This window comes from Siminovitchia jepli (genome assembly GCF_047228825.1).
Lineage (GTDB): Bacteria > Bacillota > Bacilli > Bacillales > Bacillaceae_C > Siminovitchia.
Genome location: NZ_JBFEGN010000016.1, coordinates 1 through 26,228, shown reverse-complemented (window position 1 = coordinate 26,228; position 26,228 = coordinate 1). Strand labels below are relative to the sequence as shown.

Sequence of the window (26,228 nt, the reverse complement as noted above, 5' to 3'; positions counted from 1 at the left end):
ATAGCACTATTGCCGACGTTCGTCAGCATCAATTATGGCACTTTGTCGAAATAAATCATTTCCTGGGCAATAAAAGGGGAAATCAAGAAGGTGTTACCTCGATCACCTGTATATGGTTGCCGTCCATGGATTTCACATGAAATTTGTATCCTTCCGCTTCGATCGTATCGCCTTCTTCCAAATCGTATTTTTGTGTCAGAAGCCAGCCCCCAATCGTATCAATATCTTCGCATTCGAGATGAGTTGCCAAAAGATCGTTCACTTCCTCTATTAAAACTTTGGCATCAAGGAGATAATGCTTTTCCCCCTGTTTTCGGACATCTGAAATTTCATCTTGATCAAACTCATCCCTTATGTCTCCAACAATCTCTTCCAATATATCTTCTACCGTTACAATCCCTGCGGTTCCGCCGTACTCGTCAAATAAAACGGCCATGTGGTTTCGTTCTTTTTGCATGGTGACAAGGAGTCTTTGGATGGGAATCGTCTCAATGACACGGATAACCGGTTTTACATATGGTAAAATCGGCTGGTTGTCCGTACAATTTCCTTCGATGCAGTCGGTTAAAAATTCTTTTATGTTGACAACACCAATAATACTGTCTTTATCTCCGTCCGTAACGGGGTATCGGGTAAAACGCTGCTCCTTAATGACTTTTATAATTTCACTGACGGTGGCAGCTTTATCGATCGTCAAGACTTCTGTTCTTGGAACCATGATTTCCTTTGCTACCCGGTTGTCGAATTCAAAAATCCGGTTCACATACCGGTACTCCGACTGGTTGATTTCCCCGCTTTTCAAACTGTCCGATAAAATGATCCGAAGTTCTTCTTCGGAATGGGCGATATCTCCTTCCGAAGCGGGCTTGACCCCGAATATCCCTGCTACAAGGCGTGCTGCGCCGTTCAACAGCCAAATAAAAGGAAACATGATTTTATAAAACCAAATAAGCGGTGAAGCAACCGCAAGGGCAATTTGTTCCGCCTTGTGGATGGCAAATGTTTTCGGTGCAAGCTCCCCCAAGACGACATGGAGGAATGTGATCAGGCTGAATGCGATGACGAATGATAAGGCACCAGCCAGGGACTCGGGAATGTTCAGCCTTTCAAAAATGGGCGTTAATATGACTTGAACCGTCGGCTCTCCAAGCCAGCCGAGTCCAAGAGCGGTTACGGTGATGCCAAGCTGGGTTGCCGACAAATATCCGTCCAAATTCGTCACAAGGCGCTTGGCTACAGTCGCTCTTTTATTCCCTTCCGCTATAAGCTGATCGAGACGGGAACTTCTGATTTTAACAATGGCAAATTCCGATGCGACGAAAAATGCCGTTAAGCAGATGAGTATGATGACCAGGAATATTTTAATCGCAAGCAATGGAGCGTCCCTGTGCCGGATGCTAACTCTTCATCCGGACGGGACTTCACCTCCCATTGAAAAAGTCTGTTCCATGTATCCCTACTTTACCCCCAAAAAGGACATTTTTATCACGATTAGGCAGATTTTTTGGCAAGTGCTTGTTGCCAAAAGGAAGTGGCTTCCCCGGCAAAGGCCGGATTTAAGTCAGCTTGCTTAAAAAATGGGAAGCTATTGAAAAATAGGTCATTAACGAAAATATGTCGTTAATGGTTGTAATCAATGGACCGGATGCTACGGCCGGATCCATTTTCAGTTTGTATAAAATAAGCGGTATGACCGTTCCGGCAAGTGTTCCCAAAATCAATGTCAGGAAAAGGGAGCCGCCAATAACGATGCCAAGATACATATTGCCTTGCCAAATAAAGGCAATCAATGAAATGAGGATTCCGCACGTAACGCCGATCCAAAGGCCCACCCGGAGTTCCCTGAAAATCAGTTTAAGGGCAGCCTTAAGGTTAATATCCCTTTCGGCCAGGCCGCGGACAACAACGGCAAGAGACTGTGTCCCCGTATTGCCGGTCATGCCCGCAATAAGTGGCATAAAGAATGCCAGCGCCACGACCTGTTCAAGCGTGTTTTCAAATTTGGAGATAATGCTTCCTGACACCAAGCCGATAAATAAAAGGATGATGAGCCATGGAAGCCGCCTGTATGCCGCTGTAAACGGTCTTGTGTCGAAGTCGATTTTTTTGCTCGTAGCGGAAATTTTGCTAATATTGCCGGACGCTTCATCTATGATCGTGGATATCATGTCATCAAAAGTGATGATGCCAACGAGTACTTCATCCTCATTTACGACAGGCAACGCGGTAAAATCGTATCGCTGCAATAGCCGGATGATCTCGTTGCGCTTTGTCATGACCGAGACACAAATGATTTGGTCCACCATAATATTTTTTACTTTTTCATCAGGCTCGGAAATGATTAGATCTCTGTAAGGAATACTTCCAACAAGCCGCCCGTTGTCGTCGGCGACGTATACATGGTTGACGCTTTCGGCATACATGGCCATTGTTTTTACTTTTTCTACAGCCTGCTTCACGGTGTAGGTAGCATGTATCGAAACATAACGGTTGGACATTAAGCTGCCGGCCACATCTTCCGGATATTCAAGCATTTTTCGCAAGTAAGCAGCTTCTTTTTCTTCCATTTCCGATAAAAAGATTTCAACGTCCGCTTTCGGATAATGGCGAAATAACCGTGTAAGAAAATCAACATTTAAAAGCGCCAGCACGCGGTTTGCCTTTTCAGGGCCGATTTTGCTCAACAGTTCAAGCTGGTGTCTCGTATTTAATTTTTGAATCATGCTGGCCAGGGCGGAAATATCGAGGTGATGAAGCATGGCGGCCCGGTGCCGTTCCGGAAGGTTTTGAAAAACAACTGCCATATCGTACGGGGTGCTGTTTTCAAAAATGTCATTGATTTCGTCAAACTTTTCATCTTTTAACTTTTCAATGATGAGCAGTGTTTCTTCTTTTTCATGCTTTTTTGTTTTCATGGGCATTCACCGCTTTCGCTTTTTCGGAAAATAACACATTCAATTTAGACATTTACCCGAATTGGTGCGGCTTTTAAACTTTAAGGCTTTTAGAATTGGTGAAATTTGTAGTAAATATGTAATACTAGAACAAATTATTTTTGATATTATATAGATATACCAATAGGTTTATCGTTGATCTGATGTGGAGGAAGTATCGTTGAGAAATCATTCTGGCGGGAAAAATTTAATATATGTACATATGAACCATACACACAAGTATGTTTTGTCGTATGGCATTGAGTTTCCCGAATTTATGGGCAACATCCCTTTTAAGCCGGCAAATCTTTTATTGCTGAAGCATAAATTTGAGGACGGATATTTTAATATGCATACGCTTCTTCATTATGCATCGGAAGAAAGCATTCAACAGCTCGCAAATGATGATGTGTACCGGTATGGGGATTTTTGCTGGGTGGATTTTACGGATGAGGATGGTTTAAATGAGATGGAAAGTCAGTCATTGGCGGAACTTTTGTATTTAAGCCATATGAAAACCCCGCTTAGACCGCCATTTTATCGGATTCTCGGAAATCAGTACGCCTATCTCGCCCAGGAAGATGGTTTTTTTAATAAAATCTATTATAAGCATTGGGAGCATTTTTACGGGATGCTGGGGGGTGTCTTGTCAACCAGGATTCATCCCAAAAGGGAGCTTTCGTTCTTTGGGAGATTGAGAAGCCGGTCGATTCCTCCTGTCCCGCTGGAAGTATTGCAGCCTTACAGTCATTTTATGAGGGAGGGGCTCGCATTTTCTATTGAAAAAGTTGCGGTTGACAGGCAAAGGGCCGTCATTCCGATTTGGGTGATCGGTGATTTTAACGATATGGACGAGATGATCGAGGAGTATGAAATACGGAGCAGAAGGGCGCCTGAAGGAAGACTCGTCCTTGACAGGAGAAACAGCGAATGGCAGGCGATTATTTATTAAAACAAAAGTTGGGCAGAGAAATTCGCTTCTCTGCCTATTTCTTTTAAGCAGGCCGGGCAGCCGTACCGGTAACTGTTTATAGAATCTGAATAAATAAGGTGAAGCACGATCATCATGAGGAAAAAAGTCCTTTTCCACCCTCCCTGCACGCCCGCCTGTCCAAAAACATATTTTAAACTGGGCTGATGAAATCCATTTGTTTTTCATCAAATCATGTTAAAATAAAAGACATGTCAGGAAGATGGGGGATGGAAAAAGAAAATGAAATTGTGTTTATTATATGGGGGAAAATCCGCAGAGCATGAGGTTTCGCTGCAAACAGCCAAAGCGGTGATCGGGGCGCTTGATAAAAACAAATTTGATATTTATCCCATTTTTATTTCCAAAAGCGGCCAGTGGATTGAAGGGCCGAAAATCACGGAAGAGATTACAAATATAGAGCAGCTGCAGCTTTCAAATAAAGACTCCTCAGATATCATTCCATCGAGCCTTCATACCGGCTACGACGTTGTTTTCCCGCTTTTGCACGGGCCGAACGGCGAAGATGGCACGATTCAAGGCTTGCTGGAAGTGTTGAATATCCCATATGTAGGAAACGGGGTGCTTGCATCATCAGCCGGCATGGATAAAGTGACAATGAAAAACCTGTTTGCACAGGCGGGGCTGGAGCAAGTAAAATACGTTTCGTATATCAGGAGCGCCTGGGAAGCTGGCCGCGATGCCGCTTATGACGAAGTGGAAGCCCGGATTGGCTACCCATGCTTTGTAAAACCGGCCAATCTCGGATCGAGTGTCGGCATCAGCAAATGTGAAAACCGGGATGAATTGATCGCTGCATTTGAAGACGCCTTCCGCTACGATCGGAAAATCATCATAGAGCAGGGAGTAACGGCGCGTGAAATCGAAATCGGCCTGCTTGGCAATGATGAGGTTTCCTGCTCGGTTGCAGGTGAGATTGTCCCTAAAAAAGCATTTTACGATTATGAGGCAAAATATCAGGACGGATCCACTGAGCTCGTGATTCCGGCTGATATTTCCGAGGCGCAGTATGCCAAGCTCCGCGACATGGCAGTTACAGCGTATAAAACATTGGATTGTTCGGGACTGGCACGGGTTGACTTTTTCATAACGGAAGACGGCCAGGTGGTTATTAATGAGGTGAATACGATGCCCGGATTCACTCCGGTCAGCATGTTTCCGCTCCTATGGAAAAATACGGGGCTTTCTTATCCTGAACTGATTAAACGGCTTATTGATTTAGGCATAGAGCGTTTTGAAGAAAAACAAAAGATTGTCCATACATTTTAAGGAGGTATTCCGTTGATCGAAAGAACGATAGGGCAAATCTCCGGCATGATCGAAGCAAGAAACGACCTTTCGGCATATGCCGATGTCCCGATTAAAGGGGCTTCCATCGACTCCAGAAAAATCATTCCCGGCAACCTTTTCGTTCCATTAAAAGGCGACAAAACGGACGGTCACCAGTTTGTCGAAAAAGCATTTGAACAGGGGGCCGCGGCCTCTCTTTGGCAGGAGGACGTTCCGCATCCGCCGGAAGGCAAGCCGATGATCATCGTAAAAGATGTCCTCAAAGCGCTGCAGGAGCTCGCCAGGGCATACCGGAACGAGCTGACAGCCAAAGTGGTCGGCATTACCGGCAGCAATGGAAAAACAACGACGAAAGACTTAGCGGCGTCCATGATGGGCGAAACATGCCGCGTCCAAAAAACAGCAGGCAATTTGAACAATCATATCGGTTTGCCGCTTACGATTTTATCTTTAAAGGAAGATACGGAGATCGCCATCCTTGAAATGGGGATGAGCGGAAAAGGGGAAATTTCCCTTTTAACACATATTGCCAAGCCGGATGTGGCGATCATTACCAACATCGGAGAAGCCCATTTGCTTGATCTCGGGTCAAGGGAAGCCATTGCCGATGCGAAATTTGAAATTACGGAGGGCCTAAAAGAAGGCGGCCTGTTCATTTATCCGGGAAACGAGCCGCTTCTTGTACAAAGGGCTAGCCGGCTGAAACAGGTACGCCTCAAAACGTTTGGAGAGACCCCGGATAATGATCTTTATCCGCTGCATATACATTTGGAGGAAAAAGGAAGCACCTTTGCGGTTTCCGGTTATCCGGATGAACCATTGTTTCTTCCGGTCGCGGGAAAGCATAATATCATGAACGCTTTGGCCGCCATCCACGCTGCGAAAGAATTTTCCGTCCCGTTTTCCGATATAAAAGAAGGTTTGAAATCCGTCAAATTGTCTACGATGAGAATGGAATGGAGAAAGGGCCCGAAAGGTTCCACAGTTTTAAATGACGCCTATAATTCAAGCCCGACGGCGCTCCGTGCCGTGATCAAATTCATTGAATCAATGGATGAAAGAAGAGAAAAAATACTTGTGCTTGGCGATATGCTGGAACTTGGCGAAGACGAGAAAAAATTTCACCGGGAAATCGGGGAAGAAATCAATCCCGAAAAAATCGAGTATGTTTATACATACGGCAGGCTTGGGAAAAGTATTGCGAAGGGTGCAGAAGAAAACTTCCCGGAAGGACGGGTATTTTCCTTTCAAGATCAGGAAGAGTTGATTGCGGCTCTTCTTGAGAAAATAACCGGCAAAGAAATCATCGCCGTGAAAGCTTCCAGGGGAATGAAAATGGAAAAAGTGGTGGAAGCTTTAACGGTGGAAGGTGACGAACAACCAAAAACCAAATAATGGTAAAATGCCTGAAATGCTTTGACGCCAAAAATTGTAATCGGCCATCTTTAATGATAGAATAAGCAACATCGTTTACAATTTTTCGCGAGCGGCTCTTAAAGTAAGTGAGGCATTTTGCCTCATACTTTTTAAAGGAGATTGAGAAGCATTGACGAAGTTTTCAGATTTGAATTTAAGCCCGGCTATTTTAGAAGCGGTCAACAGAATGGGCTTTGAAGAAGCAACGCCGATACAGGCAAAGACAATTCCTCTTAGCATGGAGGGGAAGGATTTAATCGGCCAAGCCCAAACGGGTACAGGAAAAACGGCCGCATTTGGTATTCCGCTTATTGAAAAAATTGATGCAAAAAATTCGACAGTCCAAGGAATTATAATAGCTCCGACGCGAGAGCTTGCGATCCAGGTATCAGAAGAGCTGTATAAAATCGGCATGGATGCACGTGTCCGTGTGCTTGCTATTTATGGGGGATCCGACATCCAACGGCAAATTCGCGCGTTGAAAAAAGGTCCGCATATCATTGTCGGAACACCGGGACGGATTCTGGACCATATTAACCGCAGAACACTCAAACTCAACAACGTGCATACGCTTATTTTGGATGAAGCGGATGAAATGTTGAATATGGGCTTTATTGATGATATTGAAGCCATATTGAAAACTGTGCCGGATGAAAGGCAGACATTGCTCTTTTCCGCCACAATGCCGGATCCGATTCGCCGCATCGCCGAACGGTTTATGAAATCGCCTGAAATCGTTCGGGTCCAGGCCCGCGAAATGACTGTGCCTTTAATTGAACAATATTTTATTAAGGTGCCTGAAAGAGAGAAATTTGATGTCCTATCCCGTCTGCTTGATGTGCAATCCCCCGAGCTTGCGATAGTCTTTGGCCGGACGAAACGCCGTGTTGATGAACTGGCGAACGCCTTGACCGTCAGGGGGTATACAGCCGAAGGGATTCACGGTGATTTAACCCAGGCGAAGCGCTTGTCTGTTTTGAAAAAATTTAAGGAAGGCAGGGTCGATGTACTTGTTGCAACCGACGTTGCCGCCAGAGGCCTGGATATTTCGGGCGTCACGCATGTTTATAACTATGACATCCCGCAAGATCCGGAAAGCTATGTTCACCGGATTGGGCGGACGGGACGCGCCGGAAAAGAAGGAATGGCCGTTACGTTTGTCAGTCCACGGGAAATGGGCTACTTGCGCATTGTCGAACAGACAACGAAAAAACGGATGCAGCCGATGCGTCCGCCAACCTGGGATGAGGCACTCGAAGGACAGCAGCGCGTTGCGGTGGAAAAACTGGGCGAAACGATTCAGGAAGGCGGTCTGGATGAGTACAAAGCGAGTGCCAAAGATTTATTGACCGAGTACGATGATGCTGTTGAAATCATTGCCGCTGCACTTAAAGTGATTACAAAGGAACCGGACAAAACACCTGTCCATATTACGGAAGAAAGGCCGCTCCCTGCAAAAAGGGACCATTTTGGAGGCGGAGGGCGAGGCAGACGCGGAAAACCGGGCCAGCAACCATACAAAGGACACCGGAAACCGCAGCGCCGCACGAGCAACCGCAGAACTTCCTACTAGACCAAAAGCAGTCAAGTATGGCAGCTTGAAGCTTTTGAAAAATTTATTGTATCTGCCATAATGAACCGCCCTGTGAAATAGGGCGGCCGCACATAAGAGCACGCTCAAAAAGCGTAGGCGATCACCATTTGAAAAAAACAATCGGAGGGCTGGAATCTTCCGGTTGTTTTTTTTGTGACACGATCCAGTTTTACGCCAATACGATCCTAAGACCTGAAAATACGCTCGAGCGCTGCCCAAATACGATCCGAACCCCGAAACCGCTCGAGTTTTGCCCAAAGACCATCCAGAACCTTAAAATACGCTCCGTTTTTGCCCAAATACGATTCGGACCCCGAAATACGCAAATACGATCCGGAAAACCCGAACCCGCTCGAGTTTTGCCCAAATACACTCCGGGTTCATTTTTTGTTTTTCAAGGTGCAAAATGACCCATGACATGGTACGATCATTTCGTGTGTATTGTTTCGAGAATGAGGAGGATTTTATGGTATGAAAATGCCGTCAAAAAGAATATCAAAGCGCGGATTAAAAGTGTGGCGGATCACGGGAGGAATACTTTCCCTTATCGCTTGGGTCATTGCCATCGGTGTGGGAGTGGCGGCTTATCATTTTGATTGGCCTGTGTGGATCGTTATTGTAACCGGACTGCTGGCTCTGGGAGAAACAGTCAGCACGATATGGATCATACCTTCGATCAGATGGAAACGGTGGCGGTATGAGGTAAACGAGCATGAATTGGAACTCCAGCACGGCGTGATTTTTGTTCATCGGACGCTTGTCCCCATGGTCAGGGTCCAGCATGTTGATACGTCACAGGGACCAATTTTAAAAAAATATGACCTTGCGACCGTGTCTATTTCGACTGCCGCGACTACCCACGAAATACCGGCAGTGGATGTGCGGGAAGCGGAAGAATTGCGCCGTCTGATTTCGGCTTTGGCAAGGGTGGCAAAAGATGATGTCTGAACCAAAACGGCTCCATCCAATTACCATTTTTTACGAAATCATCACGACCTTAAAAGAAATGATTGTTCCGTTTATATTATTTGTCGTCATTGGCAGGCCGGGCGGTGACTCCCTTTGGAACAAGGTTCCGCTGCTGATTTTCTTGATTTTAATCGTGGTGACCATCGTTTCCGGAATTGTAAAATGGCTTCGGTTTACATATTGGCTTGAAGATCATGAATTGCGGATTACCCAAGGGCTGTTCGTCAAGAAAAAAAGATACATCCCTTTTGAGCGGATTCAAAGTTTGGATTTATCGGAAAGCATCTTTCATCGTCCTTTCCAGCTTGTAAAAGTAAAGGTGGAAACAGCGGCTTCCAGCGACAACAAGGCGGAGGCGGAACTGACGGCCATTCGCAAAGAAGAGGCCGCCGCTTTGCAAAAAATCATTGCGGATGCCAAGCGGGGAAATAACGAAGAGGTTTTGGAGGAAAAAGTGAATGAAGCGGTCATTTATAAAATAACTGCGCCTCAACTGCTGTTTCTGGCTACTACCTCGGGACGGGCGGGAGTTGTCATTTCCGCTTTTCTGGCTTTTGTCTTCCAATTCGATGATTTTATTCCTTATGAAAAATTATTTAATGAAATGCAGGAGCTCATTCGCTACGGGGTGATGTTTATTTCGGCCATTGTACTTATAGTCCTTGCCATAGCCTGGCTCATTTCCGTATTGATCGCCTTGTTTAAATACAACGATTTTACCGTCAAAAAAGTGGAGAATGATTTGATTATTACGCGCGGGCTGCTGGAAAAAAGAACAACGACCGTTCCGCTGCACCGGATTCAGGCTTTGAAAATTACCGAAAGTCCGATCCGCCAGCCGTTCGGATTCGCGAGCGTAACGCTTGAAAGTGCAGGGGGAACTGCATTGGAACAGGACAGCGCATCGATTGCCCTGCTGCCTGTTGTAAAAAAGAGCCGGATTCCCGATATATTGGGAGAGGCGCTCCCGGAGTTTTCCTTTGTGACCGATTTGAAGCCTGCTCCAAAGAAAGCTTTAAGGCGATATTTATTTATCAAAATGATGATCGCGTTAGCGGCCGCCGTTGCCCTGTCGGTCATATTTTGGCCGTACGGATTACTGGGCGCCATACTCATCGGAGGAGCAGCGGCTTTGGGCTATGCCCAGTACCGCTCTGCCGGCTGGAATATACATGGCCGGCAATTGACGATGCGGTTTCGGACGATTGAACAGCATACGATGCTCATGCAAAAGAATAGAATCCAGGCCCTTGACATGAGCGTAAACTGGTTTCAAGATCGTGCCGGGCTTGCCGGTATGGACGCCAAGGTAAAATCGGGGGAAGTGTTTCAAAGGGCGCATATCCCCCATATGGAACGGGATGAAGCCCAAGAAATATATAGATGGTACAGTCACAGAAATGTTACCAAAAGCGAACCGGTTTGATATGAATCACTAAAGCGCCGATCAAAAAGCCGGCGATCAGGCCGAAAATGTGGGCTGTTATATTGATGCCTGACTGAAAAAACGTCATGATGACCCCAAGGGCGGCCATCGGAAGAATCACTTGCTTGCCCTGCGGGGGCATCGCCCCTTTTTTTAAAAAAATGATGGCCAAATAGATGCCGAAAAGGCCGAAGATCGCCCCGCTTGCTCCAAGATGGGTATAGTACGGGGGGTTCAGCAGGTAAGTGGCAATATTGGCTGCCATTCCGCACGCCAAATACACGAAAATAAACAGCCATTTTCCAAGCGCGCGTTCCAGGGCAGGACCGAATAATACGAGAGAAAAAGAATTGAATAAAACATGGGCGAAACCCGCATGCAGAAAAATGGGGGTTACAAGCCGCCAATACTCGCCCATTCCGATGTATATATTAACCCCCACGAGCGATTCGAAAATCAGCTTGCTGGGGAAAAGCGGAAGCTGGATCGATAGAAAGAGAAATAGGTGAATGGCAACGATTATGGTAACAACCGGGTAAAAATGTATAAACTCTTTAAAAGACTCGGTACGAGCAAACATGAGTGTCTCCTTTCGGGTTTTTCAAAAAAATGAACACGTATGTTGTTTCTCTCATTATATTAAACAAAAATGATTAGTAGAAGGGATGTGCCGCTGTGATCTTTGGAATCGGCCTGGATCTCGTGGAGCTGGACAGAATTGAGCGGCTCAGGCGGAGCCGGCGGCGGTTTCCGCAGAGAATTTTAACGAAAAAAGAACTTGTGCAATATGACGCCTTGCCCGAAAAGCGGAAAACCGAATTCCTTGCGGGAAGGTTCGTGGCAAAGGAGGCGTTTGCGAAAGCATTGGGGACAGGGATCGGAAAAGAAGTGTCTTTTCAAGATATTGAGATAGGCGCGGAGCCGAACGGGAGGCCGTTTTTTGTGAAACCTGCAACAAAAAGGAAATCCCATTTGTCCATTACACACACAAAGAAGTATGCTGCGGCACAGGTCATACTGGAAGATAAAGTGACCTTTTCGGATAGTAAAGCAAGCGTATTGGATAACAATTAGCCTTTTTCGGATAATAAAGCAAGCGTATTGGATAACAATCAGTCTTTTTCGGATAATAAACGTGCGCATTGGTTTACTCATCTCCCTCTTTGAATCATAAACCACGCAATCTGGACAAAAACATTGTTTGTACACTTCGGCAAAGCCTGTTCAGGGATGATCGCTTTTCTTTATCATATTGTCCACGGTTGTCTCATATATTTTTAATGCGTCAGGAGAGACGGGGCAGGGCCCGGAATGATTGCCACGTTATGCGGAACGCTCGCGGAAAAAACGGATGCCGGCCAATGATCCCGGGCTTCCGGCCTCCTCTCTTCTTTTTATGTGGAAATGAGACAACAAAGGGGTTGAAGGAATGAGAAAGGGGCTATGGCTATTTGGAGGATTGTTGCTGGCGATGCTCGTACTTTCGGCCTGCGGAGCAAAATCAAAGGAGGATGTGACGAAAGGGCTGGATAAAAAGGTTGGGGAGTTGAAAGGGTACAAGGCAAAGGCCAAGATGACGCTGGAGGTCGGGAATGAGCCGCAAGTATACGATATAGATGTTTGGCATCATAAGCCGGGAGATTACCGGGTACATTTGAAAAATGCCAAAAAGGAACAGAGCCAGATGATTCTTCGCAATAAAAGCGGAGTCTACGTACTGACTCCTGCGCTAAACAAGAGTTATCGGTTCCAGAGTGATTGGCCGAAAAACAGCAGCCAGGCGTATTTGTATGAGTCGCTAGTCAAGGATGTCTTGGCGGATAAGGATGCGAAGTTCAAATCGACGAAAGAGCATTACATTTTTGAAACAAAAACACGCTACCAAAATCAAAAAATGCTCCCGACCCAGGAAATTACTTTCCACAGAAAGACATTGGAGCCGGTCAGTGTGAGGGTAATGGATACGGATAAAAATCCGGTCGTCACCGTTGAATTTACGAAAGTGGATTTTGATGCAAAGTTCGATGACGATGCGTTTGACACGAAGAAAAACATGACGAGCGCACAGCTTGAAGTTCCGGTTTTAGCTGATTTGAGCACAAAAGAGTTTACGGTGAAGTATGCGCTGGCTGAGATCCCAGGGGTTAAGCTTAGCGAGGAAAAGGCAATCGAAACGGATCGGGGCAAACGTGTGATTTTGACGTATGAAGGTGAAAAGTCATTTACGCTCATACAGGAAAAAGCGGAAGTGGTTCCTACGGCTTCCATGGAAACAGTCGATATGGACGGGGAAATGGTGGATCTCGGGTTTGCTGTCGGAGTGATGAACGACCATTCAATCGTCTGGAGTGAAGACGGAGTGGATTATATGCTTGCGTCCACTGACCTAACCGAAGAAGAGCTGGTGTCGGTTGCCCGTTCCGTTCAGGGAGACACGGTAAAATAAGTATTTACGAAGACAGTCACATTCTTGTGGCTGTTTTCTTATGAAACGGAACGTTTTGGAATGAATTTCCTGCAATGATATTTGAAATTCCCAAAAAATCATTTGACATATGCATGCCCTAATTGAATAATCAATACTGTGAAGTCGATCTGATTTCCTGGGGAGAGTGACTTGTTTGAATGAAAAAATTCAATTTTTCCGTGATACGTGGACGGAGATTGATTTAGATGCTTTGTATGACAATGTTAAGATGATCCGGAATGCGTTGCCTCGGGAAACACACATGTTTGCCGCCGTGAAGGCAAACGCATATGGCCATGGGGCTTTACAGGTTGGGGCAGAAGTTTTGCGGGCAGGGGCTCACGGTTTGGTTGTCGCATTACTCGATGAAGCAATCTGGTTAAGAAATAACGGCATAGAAGCACCGATTCTCGTGCTCGGTGCTATCCGGCCGGGCGACGCCGGAATGGCTGCCCGCCATAATATTGCCGTACCTGTTTTTCAAAGGCACTGGTTGGAGGAAGCCGGCCGGTCGATCAAGGACGGAGACAAATTGAAAGTCCATATAAAATGTGATACTGGCATGGGGCGAATCGGCCTCAGGGGAGCCGGTGAGCTGAAAGAAATTGAAAAAATTGTCTCCAAATCGGACAAGTTTTTATTGGAGGGCATTTTTACACATTTTGCGACTGCAGATCAACTTGAAGAAAGCTATTATCAACAGCAGCTCGCCAAATTTAAACGTCTTGTTGAACAATTGGACACTGTTCCGCCGTACGTGCATGCCGCAAACAGTGCGGCCGCCCTTTGCCATCATGATTCCTTGTTTAACGCCGTGAGAATCGGAATTGCCATTTACGGTCTTTCACCCTCGGATGAAAGACATTTTACCCTTAAAACCCGCCAAATTCTTTCATGGCATACGAAAATCGTTCATGTCAAAGAACTCCAGCGTGGTGAAAGCATCGGATATGGAGCGGGTTACAAGGCCCGGGAAGACGAGTGGATCGGCACAATTCCGGTTGGATATGCGGACGGCTGGCTCAGGAAGCTGGAAGGCCACCCCGTCATTGTTGAAGGCGAATTTGCCCCGATTGTTGGCAGAATTTGTATGGACCAAACGATGATCCGTCTTCCCCGGCATTTTCCGGTCGGAACAGAAGTCACTTTGATCGGCGGCCGGCAGGGCCGGTTTATCTCAGTGGAAGATATTGCCGAAAAGCTTGATACGATCAATTATGAAGTAACATGCTCGATTAATTTTCGTGTTCCGAGGGTGTATAAACGGGGAAAAGAAGCTGTCGAAATCGAAAATCAACTTTCCACGCATTGAATAAAATTTCTGAAGAAAAAAGAAGGAATTCGGCTAAAAAGGGAGAATTTATGTATAAGGAATTCTTTGCCGGGCCGATAATAGAAAAAGAATCCCAAATGTTCTTTGCAGGCTCACTGTTTGATGGTATGATTATAGGTGATTTGAATTAAAAGGCTTGTATTGATGGTGGAGGTGTGGTTTGTGTCTGAATCCAGCGCAACAACTGAAATTATTATTCGTTTACCACAGCAACTCTTGGCGGAGCTGGACGGATTTGTTGAACAGGAAAACGTAAACCGAAACGAATTCATTTACCGTGCTACAAAAATGTATATTCGCGAACGGAAAAAACGCCACATAGTTGAATCAATGAGACGCGGCTACATGGAAATGGCCAAGATCAATCTGGCTATTGCATCGGAGGCTATACAGGCGGAATACGAGGCAGAGCATACTGTCGAACGGCTTGTAAGCGGGGGATGATCTATTGGGCGTTAAGCGGGGCGATGTATATTTCGCCGATTTATCCCCGGTAGTAGGCTCGGAACAAGGGGGAGTCAGGCCGGTGCTTGTGATCCAAAACGATATTGGAAATCGGTTCAGTCCCACAGTGATTGTTGCGGCGATCACTGCACAAATCCAAAAAGCTAAGCTGCCTACGCATGTGGAAATTGATTCAAAGCGTTATGGTTTTGAACGGGATTCAGTCATTCTGCTTGAACAGATCAGAACAATCGACAAGCAGCGTCTAACTGATAAAATTACACATCTGGACGAAGAAATGATGGAAAAGGTAGATGATGCCTTGCAAATCAGTTTGGGCCTCATCTCTTTTTAAAGTATTTAGCTTGTAGAGAAATTAGGTGTCATTATTCTCTACAAGCTTTTTTTATATTGATGTAACAGGATGGGCCCAAGCAAGACAGATTTTATTTTTCAATATAAGGATGCTTTCGCTATAATCATTTTTGTTGCAGAAAACATGCTCAAATACATAGAGTTGATCGGAATCTTCAAAATAGCTGACCGAGCCACGGGCAAAATCACCATTCGGTTTTTACAAGAAAAATATAAATAAATCACAAAACGGCCACGCGTATAACATAAGAATATTTTCCCTTTAGCGTTTAAAGTTGCTGTATTTAAAGCCGACAATTTTAGACATTTTAGGATTTTGTCCAATGAATTCTGTTTCAGTCTTTTTTATCATACTCCAACATCCGTTTCTTCCACAGTGCCGCTTGTTCTTCCTTCCCTTCTTCCCGCTTGTACCCGTTTTACCATCCACTATGGTCACTTCCACTGCTTCATTCGTCCATTCACTGGACGGATTCACCTTTATGGTTCCGGATCCATATCGATTTCCAATTTCATTTTCGAGATTCCAAAATGTTCATAAACTGTTATCCATCTGAAACCTCTCCCCATTGAAATGGGGAGGTTCCGTGAGCCTAAAGGGTCACGGTTCCGTTCCATTGCGACAAATCGCAATGGCGTGTGTGTACTTTGTGCTTTTCCCTTCCGGATAAGATTCTGGCTGCCTATTTCAAGGCGTTTTTTTAATATATGAACTTGAAAAATCTCCGTTTTAAGGAATAGTTCTACGACGCCATATTTACTTGGACCTCCGAACATAAGTTCTGTATTAATAATATAATATTTAAAAAATAAAAGCAAGGGCCGATTTCTTTTTTTAACCTATGTTTCTGGCATTCATCCCGACATTGAAATACCGGGCCTTCTGCCAGTCGTTCGAAAATTGTCCAATAAATAACTGGATCATGCCACGGCGGCCATATCAATCAATAAAGTCATCCTTGTTTTGCTATAATTTATATTGAAATATGTGCCCTTTTCTTATTAAAAATGGCTGGGAAATCGATTCGTTCATTCCTTTCAAAAGGATTTGACCATAATGGATTAGTCGGAAAAGTCATACCCGGCACGACAGCCAAGTTGTCTGGCTCGTCTTTTACGCCTTCCAAACACTCCATGATGTAAAAATACGCAGAAATGAAATTGCGTTTGGCTACTGATTATTATTGGAAATATTTGTAAAATATTATGGTGATAAATTGTTTTTTTGGGCCTGATATTGTTAAAATAGGGTTATTGATACCATTGAAGCTAAGGAGCTGTACGAATAGGAGGAAATTCGGGTGAATATGGAAGTCGCCAATTTTTTTAAAAAGCATGAGGACGAATTGCTGGAAGACTGGGTCGTGGAAATGAAGCAGCTCGGCAATGATGGGCCCTTAAATGTTATTTCGGAAGAAAAATTTGAAAGCATGAGCAGGGAGTTTTTCGAAATTGCCGTTTCCAATATCGTAGATTCAGAGAATCATTACGAAATGAAAGTCGAAAGATTTACGGAACAAGTTGTCAGGATTGGCTGGCCGCTTACCTTTTTAATATCCGGCCTGCAAGTAATGAAGTCCCTTATCTTTGACTGGATGAGGAAAAAAAATAACTATGGGGCCGATGATCTGGCGAAGCTGTTTCATGAGATAGAAAATTGGATATCCCCATTGAGCAGTCAAATCGTCGAATCATATTCCAATAGTTGGGAGAAAACAGTTTTTTTGCAAAAAGTGGCGCTTCAGGAGTTGTCCGCTCCATTAATACCCGTATTCGAAAAAATTTCCGTTATGCCGCTCGTGGGAACCATTGACACGGAAAGGGCGAAGCTGATCATGGAAAATTTGCTTTGGGGTGTTGTCAAGCATCGGGCGGATGTTGTTCTGATTGATATCACCGGGGTTCCTGTCGTCGATACGATGGTGGCCCATCATATCATTCAGGCGGCGGATGCGGTCAGGCTTGTAGGTTCAAAATGCATGATCGTGGGAATTCGTCCGGAAATCGCCCAGACAATGGTTAATCTCGGCATTCACTTGAATCAGATTACGACGACTAGCACGTTACAAAAAGGGATAGAGAAAGCACTGGCCTTTACGAATAGAAAAATTGTGGTACTTGAGGAGGGTGCTGAGTGAGAATACCAATCTTAAAACTTCGTGATTGTTTACTGGTTTCCATTCAATGGGAACTCGATGACCAGACAGCTCTGCAGTTCCAGGAAGACCTTCTAAATAAAATTCACGCGACCAATGCCAGAGGAGTCGTGATTGATATTACTTCCCTTGACATGATTGATTCTTTTATTGCCAAAGTGTTGGGCGATGTGATGGAAATGTCGAAGCTAATGGGAGCCAAAGTAGTCATTACGGGAATACAGCCCGCCGTTGCCATTACGCTGATCGAATTGGGTATTCGCATGGAAGATGTGACTACAGCTCTGGACTTGGAAAATGGCTTGGATAAATTACAACAGGAACTGGGGGATTAGCCTATGGAGCTGCAGTCCTTTGTAACAATATCAAATGAATGGGACATCGTAGCAGTTCGCCAATTAGGCAGAAATGCAGCAAAGGAACTGGGCTTTGGGGTAGTTGACCAGGCAAGAATAACTACTGCAATCAGCGAATTGGCTCGGAACATTTTTTTATATGCCGGTGAAGGGAAAATATGGATAGAAAAAGAAATATTGGATGAAAAAAAAGGAATTAAAATTATTGCGCAAGATCAAGGACCCGGGATTGAAGATATTCGCAAAGTAATGCAGGACGGATATTCCACTTCGGGGGGATTGGGAGCGGGTCTTCCAGGTGTCAAAAGGCTGATGGATGATTTTAATATAGAGTCCAAACCGGGGAAAGGCACATTGGTAACAGCGGTGAAGTGGCTCCGGTAAAGGGAGTGATTCGTAATGGGGTTTTGGAAGACGAACGTACCAAAGTACAAGGATATTATCCGCAAATATATAATCGATAAAGATGAAAATGTTCTATACCAAGCGCAAAAACTGAGCCGAAAATTAATTGAACATCAAATTGCGCCGGAGGAAGTCATTAGTCTCCACAAATCAATTATGATGGAAGGAAATTACCCCGCAGGAAAAATCATTGATTCATTTGACGTACTTCTGGAAGTCATGATGGGCTACGGGCTCGCATACAGGGAGCATCAAAGCCTCAGAACAGAGCAGCTTGCATTGAGGAACGAAATTGAAGTAGCGGCAAGTATGCAGGAAACGTTGCTCAGGACCTCCATTCCGTCGGTATCCGGGGTGGATATTGGGGCGATCAGTGTGCCGGCAAGAAAAATGAATGGAGATTATTTTCACTTTGTTTCGGACGAAGACTACCGCGTCGGAATTGCTATTGCTGATGTTATTGGAAAAGGGATACCTGCAGCCCTGTCGATGTCGATGATCAAATACGCGATGGACAGCCTGCCGGAAGAAGATTACAGCCCCGGCTCCGTGTTGAAAAGTCTAAACCGGGTAGTGGAGCAAAACGTTGATCCCAGCATGTTTATAACGATGTGCTACGGCACTTATGATGCAAAGACACATCAATTCTGCTATGCCACCGCGGGACATGAACCGGGATTTTTTTATAAGGCAAAAAACAAAGAGTACATAGATTTCTGCGGAAGAGGATTGTTGCTGGGGATTAATAAAAATACAGAATATAAAGAATACGAAGTCCGAATAGAACTGGGGGATATGATTATTCTCATGTCCGATGGCGTAACTGAATGCCGGACAGACGACGGTTTTATTGAAAGGGATGACCTTACAAGTTACATCGACCAATATATTCATCTTCCGGCCCAGGAAATCGTAAACAATGTTTACAAAGATTTGGAAAGACTGCAGGATTTTGAGTTGCGGGATGACTTTACGTTAATCATCTTAAAAAGAATAAATTAAAACAAGTTTATTTTTCTAAAATGAGGGTAAGTGTAAAGAGCAACAATTCAGCAAATGTATAGGGGTGGGTACTTGTGAATGTTTCTATAAAAATGACAGAAAACGACAACGCAGTTCACGTGTCTTTGTCTGGGGAAATTGATGCCTATACGGCTCCGAAAGTCCGGGACGAATTGATGAAGCATGCCAACAAAAAGGGGATGCAATTGGTCGTTGATCTGTCGGAAGTTACATATATGGACAGTACGGGACTTGGGGTGTTTGTTGGACTATTTAAACAGCTTCGTACAAACGAGGGAGATTTAACGTTAACCGGAATGTCGGAAAGATTGCAGAGATTGTTTGACATTACCGGACTGGCAGATGTGATGGACATCAATACCGAGGTAGAGGGTGGAGTGTAAATGGAGGCAGCTTTTGATTATATTGAGATGAAGGTTCCAGCCAAGCCGGAGTATGTTGGTGTCATACGTTTAACCCTTTCGGGAATTGCAAGCCGAATGGGCTTTTCGTATGAAGCGATTGAAGATATTAAAATAGCCACGAGTGAAGCGGCCACCAACGCTGTCCAGCATGCTTACCGGACAGAAGAGGGCGGAGAGGTCGTGATTGGCTTCGTCCTTTACGATAACCGTTTGGAAGTCATGGTATCAGATTCCGGAAAAAGCTTTGATATGAAAGAGACGCGTGCAGAAACAGGTCCGTATTCCAATAGAGATCAAGTGGAATTTTTGCGTGAAGGAGGCTTGGGTCTGTATTTAATCGAGAGCCTGATGGATGAAGTGAATGTACAGCTGAATAAAGGCGTCAGCGTGTTTATGACAAAATATCTCGAAAGGGAGCAGGTGGAGATGGATGTCGAAAAAATCTCAACCTGATAGTACCAAAAATGAAGTAAATGAATGGATCAAGGCGTTTCAGCTCCATGAAGACCAGGAAGCCCAGAACAAGCTTGTCCTGCATTATAAAAATCTCGTGGAATCCATCGCCAGGAAATATTCCAAAGGCAAGTCCCATCATGAAGATATTTTCCAAGTGGGAATCATCGGGCTTTTGGGGGCAATACGCCGATATAATGAATCGTACGGAAAGTCTTTCGAAGCTTTTGCCATTCCGACGATCATCGGAGAGATCAAACGATTTTTGCGGGACAAGACTTGGAGTGTCCATGTACCCCGTCGGATTAAAGAGCTAGGTCCCAAAATCAAGACGACTGTCGAAGAATTAACGAACAAACTGCAGCGTTCCCCGCAAATTCATGAAATTGCCGAACATTTGGAAGTGACGGAGGAAGAAGTATTGGAAGCAATGGAAATGGGGAAAAGCTACCAGGCGCTGTCAGTCGATCATTCTATCGAAGCGGATGCGGATGGAAGCACCGTTACGCTGCTTGATATTATCGGTAATGTGGACGACGGGTATGAAAGGGTCAACCAGAAGCTTGTTGTTGAAAAAGTTTTGCATGTGTTGACTGAAAGGGAAAGGAAAATTATTCAATATACGTACTTGGAAAACTTAAGCCAAAAGGAAACCGGTGAGCGGTTGAAAATATCCCAAATGCACGTATCCCGCCTGCAAAGGCGAGCCATTAAAAAGCTTCAAGAAGCCATTTTTGCAGAACCAATCGATACGGAGAAATCAACCTTATGATCCACTTCAAACATGAACAGTTGGAGGCATATGCCTTCCAAATGGCAAAGGAAGGCAACCATTATTGCGGTGACAGTTTTTATATGACAGCGAGCGATGACTATTTTCTTTGTGTCCTTGCGGACGGGCTGGGAAGCGGAGAATATGCGTACGAGTCTTCCCGGGCAGTTACTTCGGTCGTGCAGTCAAATCCCGAAGAAGACGTGCATACATTAATGGAATTCAGCAATCGGGTATTGCTGAATAAAAGGGGGGCGGCAGTCGCCATTTTAAAGGTCGACTTTGCCCACCAAATGTTTGAATATAGCTGCGTCGGAAATATTCGTTTTTATGCATACACGCAGACAGGCAATTTCATTTATCCCATGCCCGTAACCGGGTATATGTCAGGAAGGCCGCAAAAAATTAAAACGCAGTCTTTTTCATATGAACCACAATCGAGGTTTCTCATCCATTCTGACGGATTTGCGCAATTACAGTCAAAAAAGCTTTTGAATGCTTATGCATCGATGTCAACTCTTGCAAATAAGTTGAAATCATCCCAAGCAAGCAAAACAGATGATGTTACATTTATTGTAGGCAACCTGCTTTGATGAGCGGGTTTTTATTTTTGCCTCGGCCCGTATCCAAAATGAAGGGTTCTTGGGGAGTTGCTTTTTCAGTAAGTATTATGACAAAATCGTATCATTCGAATAAGTTGGCGAGATGCATTTAAACAGGGTAGAATAAAGTGATCTTACTGAAGCGGGGGGTACAAATGACAGTAACTGAACAAAAAAATGAAAATCTGCTCGTCCAAAAACTGGCGGGAAGCCTCAAGCTTTCCAAAAAGCATGTAGCCAGTGTTATCCAATTGCTTGAAGAGGGAAATACCGTTCCGTTTATTGCCCGCTACCGAAAAGAAATGACCGGGGCACTTGATGAAGTTCAAATAAAAGATATTATGGAAGGCTGGCATTACATACAGAATTTGGAACAACGGAAAGAGGACGTCATCCGGCTGATTGATGAGCAAGGAAAATTGACGGAGGAATTAAGGCAGCAAATTGTCCGCGCAGACAAGCTGCAAACTGTTGAAGATCTATACCGCCCTTATAGACAAAAACGCCGTACAAAAGCTACAGTCGCAAAGGAAAGGGGGCTTGAGCCGCTTGCTGATTGGATGTGGAGTTTTCCAACGGAAGGAAATCTTGAGGAAGAAGCCGCGAAGTATATCAACCCCGAAAAAGGGGTGGAAGATGCGGCCGCAGCGATTCAAGGTGCGAAAGATATTTTAGCCGAAAGAGTATCAGACGATGCTGCTGTCCGCCAATGGGTGCGGAAAGAGACATTCCAATCGGGGCTTGTCATTTCATCCGTCAAAAATGAAGGCAAAGACGAAAAATCCGTGTATGAAATGTACTATGAATATGAAGAACCTGTAAAAAAAATTGTTCCTCACCGGATTCTTGCATTAAACCGCGGGGAAAAAGAGGATGTATTACGGGTTTCCATCAAGCCCAATACGGAAAAAGTCATTGATTATTTAAAAAGAACCTTTATAAAAAATGCCGCTTCCATCGTTGCCGGGGAAGTGGAAGAAAGTATCGAAGACAGCTACAAGCGCTTGATTGAGCCGGCGATTGAACGCGAAATCAGAAATGAATTAACCGAAAAAGCGGAAGATCGGGCGATTCATATTTTTTCGGAAAACCTGAGAAAACTGTTGCTGCAGCCTCCTTTAAAAGGAAAAGTTGTGCTTGGTGTCGATCCCGCCTACCGGACAGGTTGTAAACTGGCTGTCGTTGATGAAACCGGGAAGGTGCTTCATATAGATGTCATTTACCCTCATCCACCAAATCCCAAGCCGGACGCAGCGAAAGAAAAAATGGGCGGGGTCCTGAAAAAATTCAACATCGAAATTATCGCGATCGGAAACGGGACGGCTTCCCAGGAAACCGAGCAATTTACTGCCAACTTATTAAAGGAATTAAACTTGGATGCAAGCTATATAATTGTCAATGAAGCCGGGGCAAGCGTCTACTCCGCATCCGATCTTGCGAGGGAAGAGTTTCCGGATCTGCAAGTTGAAGAAAGAAGCGCCGTTTCCATTGCCCGCAGGCTCCAGGATCCGCTTGCCGAACTCGTTAAAATCGATCCGAAATCTGTCGGTGTCGGCCAATACCAGCATGACGTTTCGCAAAAGAAATTAAATGAACAGCTTGCCTTTGTTGTCGAAACAGCAGTAAATCAGGTCGGTGTCAATGTAAATACAGCATCGTCATCATTGCTGCAATATGTTTCAGGATTAAGCAAAACGGTCGCAAATAATATCGTGAAGCACCGTGAGGAAAATGGCAAATTTACGAGCAGGGCCGAGCTCCAGCATATCCCCCGCCTCGGAGCGAAAACATATGAACAGGCGATCGGGTTTATGAGGATTTTGGATGGGGAAGAGCCGCTTGATTCGACTCCAATCCACCCGGAAAGCTATCCGGAAGTAAAACAACTGCTATCATCGATCGGTTTTACAACGGCGGATCTTGGTTCGGAAAAGCTGATTGAAGCGCTGAAGAATGTATCAGTCGAGGAAACTGCGAAAGAACTCGGTCTTGGGGGGTTGACACTTCGCGATATTATCGATTCTTTAATGAAGCCCGGCCGCGACTTGCGGGATGAATTGCCAAAACCGATTTTAAAGACAGATCTTTTAAAGCTTGAAGATTTGACGCCAGGCATGGTACTTCAAGGAACAGTGAGAAACGTCGTTGACTTTGGCGCCTTTGTTGATGTTGGCGTAAAAGAGGACGGACTTGTCCATATTTCGAAGCTGAGTGACCGGTTTGTCAAACATCCGCTCGATGTTGTTTCTCTTGGGGATATCGTCACGGTTTGGGTTGAAAAAGTGGATGTGCAAAAGGGAAGATTATCCCTTACAATGAAAAAGCCTTAAAGAACAGAAAGGAAACACTGCCTATTATGAGCAGTGTTTCTTTCTGTAAAAAAACCAACATTGATTAAGAAGTTTAATTTGATACCGGTCTTTTTTTAAAAAAGCCTTTTGCATTTGATTTTGAAGCCAGCCAGGCATTTTTTCGTATCCTCCCGAGTGAGAGTTTTGGTATCATTAGGTTATGATAAAAAAGGTTATCCCGTGCGTAAGGGGGAAAGGCATGACAGACGAACAACTGCAATCATTGACAGAAAAAATTTCATTGGAATTTTTTCAAAAACCATTTAAACATAAAGCCGTTTTCAATCCGCGTTTGAGGACATCGGGCGGCCGCTATTTACTTGCGAACCATTATATAGAAATCAACAGAAAATATTATGAAGAGCACGGACTGGAAGAGCTGAAAGGCATCATCAAGCACGAATTGTGTCACTATCATCTCCATCTTGAAGGAAAAGGATATAAGCACCGCGACCGGGAATTTCGGGAACTGCTGAACAAAGTGGGAGCTCCGAGACATTGTTCACCGCTTTCCGAAAAGAAAAATTTAACCAGGCGGATATATGAATGTACGCGATGTGGACATATTTATACCCGGCAGCGCAGGGTGAACACGAACCGCTATTTTTGTGGAAAATGCAAAGGAAAACTTTTTGAAAAGTAACAAGGAAAAAATGCCGTTTTTCCCTTGACAGGTTATCAATGACTGATTATAATCGTAAGAGCCATTCAAGATAAGCTGTACAGAATGGCCATTACTTTTACGGGGAAGTACTCAAGAGGCTGAAGAGGCGCCCCTGCTAAGGGCGTAGGTCGCGTAAGCGGCGCGAGGGTTCAAATCCCTCCTTCTCCGCCATTTTTTTATGTCGGCCCCTTGGTCAAGCGGTTAAGACACCGCCCTTTCACGGCGGTAACACGGGTTCGAATCCCGTAGGGGTCATACGAAAATGCCGAAGCGCCTGTTCATTGACGTACAGACTGGAGTAATTGAAGCCCCTGTTCATCGACGTACAGACTGGAGCAATTGATGAGATAAAGGAAACACGGCGACGAGAAGGAGCCAATGTTGACTTATTGCCAGTCGATAAGCGCTGAAGCTGGGATAAACAGAAGCAATATCAGGTCCCGTAGTGTAGCGGTTAACATGCCTGCCTGTCACGCAGGAGATCGCGGGTTCGATTCCCGTCGGGACCGCCATTTGAAAAAAAGTGATTGACATAATCCGTGATGTTTTGTATAATAATAATCTTGAACAACAATCGATGGGCTATAGCCAAGCGGTAAGGCAACGGACTTTGACTCCGTGATTCGCTGGTTCGAATCCAGCTAGCCCAGCCAAATAAGAGCCATTAGCTCAGTTGGTAGAGCATCTGACTTTTAATCAGAGGGTCGCAGGTTCGAATCCTGCATGGCTCATTGATCTTTCCTGGAAAGATCTTCTGGTAAAAATATTGATTGACACTTTGTTGATAGTATGATATGATATTACTTGTCTTTGAAAGAGCGGTCGTGGCGGAATCGGCAGACGCGCTAGGTTGAGGGCCTAGTGGTAGCAATACCGTGGAGGTTCAAGTCCTCTCGACCGCACCAAAATTTGCGCCCGTAGCTCAATTGGATAGAGCGTTTGACTACGGATCAAAAGGTTAGGGGTTCGACTCCTCTCGGGCGCGCCACGTATTTCTGCCAATCTATGAAACGGGAAGTGGCTCAGCTTGGTAGAGCACTTGGTTTGGGACCAAGGGGTCGCAGGTTCAAATCCTGTCTTCCCGACCATTGGACAGAGAACATGCGGGTGTAGTTTAGTGGTAAAACTACAGCCTTCCAAGCTGTTGTCGTGGGTTCGATTCCCATCACCCGCTCCAATTGTTGTTTGCTCTTTGAAAACTGAACGAAACGAAACGTCAATAATCATTAATTTGTCAGCTTGAATATGAGCTAAGCAAACTTTTACATGAGAGTTTGATCCTGGCTCAGGACGAACGCTGGCGGCGTGCCTAATACATGCAAGTCGAGCGGACAGAAGAGGAGCTTGCTCCTTGGAAGTCAGCGGCGGACGGGTGAGTAACACGTGGGCAACCTGCCTGTAAGACCGGGATAACTTGCGGAAACGTGAGCTAATACCGGATAATTTCTTTCTTCGCATGAAGGAAGGTTAAAAGACGGTTATGCTGTCACTTACAGATGGGCCCGCGGCGCATTAGCTAGTTGGTGGGGTAACGGCCTACCAAGGCGACGATGCGTAGCCGACCTGAGAGGGTGATCGGCCACACTGGGACTGAGACACGGCCCAGACTCCTACGGGAGGCAGCAGTAGGGAATCTTCCGCAATGGACGCAAGTCTGACGGAGCAACGCCGCGTGAGTGAAGAAGGCCTTCGGGTCGTAAAACTCTGTTATCAGGGAAGAATCCGTTCCGGAGTAACTGCCGGTGCGTTGACGGTACCTGACCAGAAAGCCACGGCTAACTACGTGCCAGCAGCCGCGGTAATA

Annotated in this window: 25 protein-coding genes, 9 tRNA genes and 1 rRNA gene; 31 read left to right on the top strand and 4 right to left on the bottom strand. The window is 45.1% G+C overall.

What is annotated here, in order from left to right; genetic code table 11:
- Positions 1 to 82: 82 nt before the first annotated feature.
- Positions 83 to 1,375, bottom strand: a complete 1,293-nt coding sequence (locus AB1L08_RS08495) for a hemolysin family protein (protein ID WP_413064231.1) — start codon at positions 1,373 to 1,375, stop codon at positions 83 to 85.
- A 181-nt stretch (positions 1,376 to 1,556) separates the two neighbouring features.
- Positions 1,557 to 2,915 carry a magnesium transporter gene (mgtE, locus tag AB1L08_RS08490; RefSeq protein ID WP_413064230.1) on the bottom strand — a complete coding sequence of 453 codons (1,359 nt, stop codon included), beginning with the start codon at positions 2,913 to 2,915 and terminating at the stop codon, positions 1,557 to 1,559.
- A 199-nt stretch (positions 2,916 to 3,114) separates the two neighbouring features.
- Here mgtE and AB1L08_RS08485 point away from each other — a divergent pair, with 199 nt between their 5' ends.
- From AB1L08_RS08485 to AB1L08_RS08460, 6 genes are all read left to right on the top strand, one after another.
- Positions 3,115 to 3,885 (top strand): hypothetical protein, encoded by a 771-nt coding sequence (locus tag AB1L08_RS08485; RefSeq protein WP_413064229.1) that lies wholly within the window; start codon positions 3,115 to 3,117, stop codon positions 3,883 to 3,885.
- 261 nt (positions 3,886 to 4,146) lie between these two features.
- Positions 4,147 to 5,193 carry a D-alanine--D-alanine ligase gene (locus tag AB1L08_RS08480; protein ID WP_413064228.1) on the top strand — a complete coding sequence of 349 codons (1,047 nt, stop codon included), beginning with the start codon at positions 4,147 to 4,149 and terminating at the stop codon, positions 5,191 to 5,193.
- A gap of 12 nt (positions 5,194 to 5,205) precedes the next feature.
- Entirely contained in the window at positions 5,206 to 6,609 is a 1,404-nt protein-coding gene (locus AB1L08_RS08475; RefSeq protein WP_413064227.1) for a UDP-N-acetylmuramoyl-tripeptide--D-alanyl-D-alanine ligase, read from the top strand.
- A gap of 151 nt (positions 6,610 to 6,760) precedes the next feature.
- The gene (cshA, locus tag AB1L08_RS08470; protein ID WP_413064226.1) at positions 6,761 to 8,203 is read left to right on the top strand and encodes a degradosome RNA helicase CshA; all 1,443 of its coding nucleotides are present in this window, start codon (positions 6,761 to 6,763) and stop codon (positions 8,201 to 8,203) included.
- A 492-nt stretch (positions 8,204 to 8,695) separates the two neighbouring features.
- Positions 8,696 to 9,172, top strand: coding sequence for a PH domain-containing protein (locus AB1L08_RS08465; protein ID WP_413064225.1), 477 nt, complete (start codon positions 8,696 to 8,698; stop codon positions 9,170 to 9,172).
- Positions 9,165 to 10,619: a PH domain-containing protein gene (locus tag AB1L08_RS08460; RefSeq protein ID WP_413064224.1), complete on the top strand. Its 1,455-nt coding sequence runs from the start codon at positions 9,165 to 9,167 to the stop codon at positions 10,617 to 10,619. The genes AB1L08_RS08465 and AB1L08_RS08460 overlap by 8 nt, the downstream gene beginning before the upstream one ends.
- Here the strand turns inward: AB1L08_RS08460 and AB1L08_RS08455 are convergent.
- Entirely contained in the window at positions 10,597 to 11,199 is a 603-nt protein-coding gene (locus AB1L08_RS08455; protein WP_413064223.1) for a rhomboid family intramembrane serine protease, read from the bottom strand. The genes AB1L08_RS08460 and AB1L08_RS08455 overlap by 23 nt on opposite strands.
- Positions 11,200 to 11,294: 95 nt before the next feature.
- Here AB1L08_RS08455 and acpS point away from each other — a divergent pair, with 95 nt between their 5' ends.
- From acpS to AB1L08_RS08385, 14 genes are all read left to right on the top strand, one after another.
- On the top strand, positions 11,295 to 11,693 hold the full coding sequence (gene acpS / locus AB1L08_RS08450; protein ID WP_413064222.1) for a holo-ACP synthase: 399 nt from the start codon (positions 11,295 to 11,297) through the stop codon (positions 11,691 to 11,693).
- A gap of 355 nt (positions 11,694 to 12,048) precedes the next feature.
- Positions 12,049 to 13,065 carry a LolA family protein gene (locus AB1L08_RS08445; protein WP_413064221.1) on the top strand — a complete coding sequence of 339 codons (1,017 nt, stop codon included), beginning with the start codon at positions 12,049 to 12,051 and terminating at the stop codon, positions 13,063 to 13,065.
- A gap of 175 nt (positions 13,066 to 13,240) precedes the next feature.
- Entirely contained in the window at positions 13,241 to 14,398 is a 1,158-nt protein-coding gene (gene alr / locus AB1L08_RS08440) for an alanine racemase (protein WP_413064220.1), read from the top strand.
- A gap of 183 nt (positions 14,399 to 14,581) precedes the next feature.
- A complete protein-coding gene (locus tag AB1L08_RS08435) occupies positions 14,582 to 14,863 on the top strand; it encodes a CopG family ribbon-helix-helix protein (protein ID WP_018709208.1) in 282 nt (93 codons plus the stop codon).
- A 4-nt stretch (positions 14,864 to 14,867) separates the two neighbouring features.
- Positions 14,868 to 15,218, top strand: a complete 351-nt coding sequence (locus AB1L08_RS08430; protein ID WP_077111417.1) for a type II toxin-antitoxin system PemK/MazF family toxin — start codon at positions 14,868 to 14,870, stop codon at positions 15,216 to 15,218.
- A gap of 1,321 nt (positions 15,219 to 16,539) precedes the next feature.
- Positions 16,540 to 17,376, top strand: coding sequence for an STAS domain-containing protein (locus tag AB1L08_RS08425; protein WP_413064219.1), 837 nt, complete (start codon positions 16,540 to 16,542; stop codon positions 17,374 to 17,376).
- The gene (locus AB1L08_RS08420; RefSeq protein ID WP_413064218.1) at positions 17,373 to 17,729 is read left to right on the top strand and encodes an STAS domain-containing protein; all 357 of its coding nucleotides are present in this window, start codon (positions 17,373 to 17,375) and stop codon (positions 17,727 to 17,729) included. Before AB1L08_RS08425 ends, AB1L08_RS08420 begins: the two co-directional genes overlap by 4 nt.
- 3 nt (positions 17,730 to 17,732) lie before the next feature.
- Positions 17,733 to 18,134, top strand: a complete 402-nt coding sequence (locus AB1L08_RS08415) for an anti-sigma regulatory factor (protein ID WP_413064217.1) — start codon at positions 17,733 to 17,735, stop codon at positions 18,132 to 18,134.
- Positions 18,135 to 18,149: 15 nt separating this feature from the next.
- A complete protein-coding gene (locus AB1L08_RS08410; RefSeq protein ID WP_413064216.1) occupies positions 18,150 to 19,157 on the top strand; it encodes a PP2C family protein-serine/threonine phosphatase in 1,008 nt (335 codons plus the stop codon).
- Positions 19,158 to 19,231: 74 nt separating this feature from the next.
- The gene (locus tag AB1L08_RS08405) at positions 19,232 to 19,561 is read left to right on the top strand and encodes an STAS domain-containing protein (RefSeq protein ID WP_413064215.1); all 330 of its coding nucleotides are present in this window, start codon (positions 19,232 to 19,234) and stop codon (positions 19,559 to 19,561) included.
- Positions 19,562 to 20,035 (top strand): anti-sigma B factor RsbW, encoded by a 474-nt coding sequence (gene rsbW, locus AB1L08_RS08400; RefSeq protein WP_413064214.1) that lies wholly within the window; start codon positions 19,562 to 19,564, stop codon positions 20,033 to 20,035.
- Positions 20,013 to 20,807, top strand: a complete 795-nt coding sequence (gene sigB / locus AB1L08_RS08395; RefSeq protein ID WP_413064213.1) for an RNA polymerase sigma factor SigB — start codon at positions 20,013 to 20,015, stop codon at positions 20,805 to 20,807. The genes rsbW and sigB overlap by 23 nt, the downstream gene beginning before the upstream one ends.
- Complete coding sequence (locus tag AB1L08_RS08390; protein WP_413064212.1) at positions 20,804 to 21,400, top strand: PP2C family serine/threonine-protein phosphatase; 597 nt, start codon at positions 20,804 to 20,806, stop codon at positions 21,398 to 21,400. The genes sigB and AB1L08_RS08390 overlap by 4 nt, the downstream gene beginning before the upstream one ends.
- Positions 21,401 to 21,564: 164 nt before the next feature.
- Positions 21,565 to 23,739: a Tex family protein gene (locus tag AB1L08_RS08385; protein ID WP_413064211.1), complete on the top strand. Its 2,175-nt coding sequence runs from the start codon at positions 21,565 to 21,567 to the stop codon at positions 23,737 to 23,739.
- A gap of 24 nt (positions 23,740 to 23,763) precedes the next feature.
- Here the strand turns inward: AB1L08_RS08385 and cmpA are convergent, their stop codons facing one another.
- Positions 23,764 to 23,877 carry a cortex morphogenetic protein CmpA gene (gene cmpA, locus AB1L08_RS08380; protein WP_413064210.1) on the bottom strand — a complete coding sequence of 38 codons (114 nt, stop codon included), beginning with the start codon at positions 23,875 to 23,877 and terminating at the stop codon, positions 23,764 to 23,766.
- A gap of 82 nt (positions 23,878 to 23,959) precedes the next feature.
- On the opposite strand from cmpA, the gene AB1L08_RS08375 reads away from it, so the two are divergent.
- The 11 genes from AB1L08_RS08375 to AB1L08_RS08325 all read left to right on the top strand — a co-directional run.
- The gene (locus tag AB1L08_RS08375; protein WP_413064209.1) at positions 23,960 to 24,403 is read left to right on the top strand and encodes a SprT family protein; all 444 of its coding nucleotides are present in this window, start codon (positions 23,960 to 23,962) and stop codon (positions 24,401 to 24,403) included.
- A 101-nt stretch (positions 24,404 to 24,504) separates the two neighbouring features.
- Positions 24,505 to 24,595: transfer RNA gene (locus tag AB1L08_RS08370), tRNA-Ser, on the top strand.
- 12 nt (positions 24,596 to 24,607) lie between these two features.
- Positions 24,608 to 24,679 (top strand) — tRNA-Glu (locus AB1L08_RS08365).
- 181 nt (positions 24,680 to 24,860) lie between these two features.
- Positions 24,861 to 24,936 (top strand) — tRNA-Asp (locus AB1L08_RS08360).
- 66 nt (positions 24,937 to 25,002) lie between these two features.
- Positions 25,003 to 25,077 (top strand) — tRNA-Gln (locus tag AB1L08_RS08355).
- 5 nt (positions 25,078 to 25,082) lie between these two features.
- Positions 25,083 to 25,155: transfer RNA gene (locus AB1L08_RS08350), tRNA-Lys, on the top strand.
- A gap of 87 nt (positions 25,156 to 25,242) precedes the next feature.
- Positions 25,243 to 25,329, top strand: a tRNA-Leu gene (locus tag AB1L08_RS08345).
- A gap of 6 nt (positions 25,330 to 25,335) precedes the next feature.
- Positions 25,336 to 25,412, top strand: a tRNA-Arg gene (locus AB1L08_RS08340).
- Between the two features lie 23 nt (positions 25,413 to 25,435).
- Positions 25,436 to 25,512: transfer RNA gene (locus AB1L08_RS08335), tRNA-Pro, on the top strand.
- Positions 25,513 to 25,527: 15 nt separating this feature from the next.
- Positions 25,528 to 25,601 (top strand) — tRNA-Gly (locus AB1L08_RS08330).
- 85 nt (positions 25,602 to 25,686) lie between these two features.
- Positions 25,687 to 26,228: ribosomal RNA gene (locus AB1L08_RS08325) — 16S ribosomal RNA — on the top strand; the annotation flags it as partial.